The 1,553-nt window shown below is 56.0% G+C and carries 2 rRNA genes (1 of these 2 running past the window's edge); both read left to right on the forward strand.

The window, feature by feature from the left end:
- Window positions 1–1,400: ribosomal RNA gene (locus ACWD4O_RS48640) — 23S ribosomal RNA — on the forward strand; its annotated part reaches 1,443 nt to the left of the window's first position; the annotation flags it as partial.
- Window positions 1,401–1,493: 93 nt separating this feature from the next.
- A 5S ribosomal RNA gene (gene rrf / locus ACWD4O_RS48645) occupies window positions 1,494–1,553 on the forward strand; the annotation flags it as partial.

Raw genomic sequence — 1,553 nt, forward strand, 5'->3', positions numbered from 1 at the left:
CACGTAGTCTGAGACCTGATGCCGAGCCGATTGTGGCGAAGTGGATGATCCTATGCTGTCGAGAAAAGCCTCTAGCGAGTTTCATGGCGGCCCGTACCCTAAACCGACTCAGGTGGTCAGGTAGAGAATACCGAGGCGTTCGGGTGAACTATGGTTAAGGAACTCGGCAAAATGCCCCCGTAACTTCGGGAGAAGGGGGGCCACGTCCGGTGATCCGATTTACTCGGTGAGCTGGGGGTGGCCGCAGAGACCAGCGAGAAGCGACTGTTTACTAAAAACACAGGTCCGTGCGAAGCCGTAAGGCGATGTATACGGACTGACGCCTGCCCGGTGCTGGAACGTTAAGGGGACCGGTTAGTCAAGATTCGTCTTGGCGAAGCTGAGAACTTAAGCGCCAGTAAACGGCGGTGGTAACTATAACCATCCTAAGGTAGCGAAATTCCTTGTCGGGTAAGTTCCGACCTGCACGAATGGCGTAACGACTTCTCGACTGTCTCAACCATAGGCCCGGTGAAATTGCACTACGAGTAAAGATGCTCGTTTCGCGCAGCAGGACGGAAAGACCCCGGGACCTTTACTATAGTTTGATATTGGTGTTCGGTTCGGCTTGTGTAGGATAGCTGGGAGACTTTGAAGCGGCCACGCCAGTGGTTGTGGAGTCGTCGTTGAAATACCAGTCTGGTCGTGCTGGATGTCTAACCTGGGTCCGTGATCCGGATCAGGGACAGTGTCTGATGGGTAGTTTAACTGGGGCGGTTGCCTCCTAAAGAGTAACGGAGGCGCCCAAAGGTTCCCTCAGCCTGGTTGGCAATCAGGTGTTGAGTGTAAGTGCACAAGGGAGCTTGACTGTGAGACCGACGGGTCGAGCAGGGACGAAAGTCGGGACTAGTGATCCGGCGGTGGCTTGTGGAAGCGCCGTCGCTCAACGGATAAAAGGTACCCCGGGGATAACAGGCTGATCTTCCCCAAGAGTCCATATCGACGGGATGGTTTGGCACCTCGATGTCGGCTCGTCGCATCCTGGGGCTGGAGTCGGTCCCAAGGGTTGGGCTGTTCGCCCATTAAAGCGGTACGCGAGCTGGGTTTAGAACGTCGTGAGACAGTTCGGTCCCTATCCGCTGCGCGCGCAGGAACATTGAGAAGGGCTGTCCCTAGTACGAGAGGACCGGGACGGACGAACCTCTGGTGTGCCAGTTGTTCTGCCAAGGGCATGGCTGGTTGGCTACGTTCGGGAGGGATAACCGCTGAAAGCATCTAAGCGGGAAGCCTGCTTCGAGATGAGTGTTCCCACCTCCTTGAGAGGGTAAGGCTCCCAGTAGACGACTGGGTTGATAGGCCGGATGTGGAAGCCCAGTAATGGGTGAAGCTGACTGGTACTAATAGGCCGAGGGCTTGTCCTCAGTTGCTCGCGTCCACTGTGTTGGTTCTGAAACCACGAACGGCCCCATGCCATGGTCACGGCATGGTGCGGCAGATTCACAGTTTCATAGTGTTTCGGTGGTCATAGCGTGAGGGAAACGCCCGGTTACATTCCGAACCCGGAAGCTAAGCCT

The organism is Streptomyces sp. NPDC002623 (assembly GCF_053592635.1).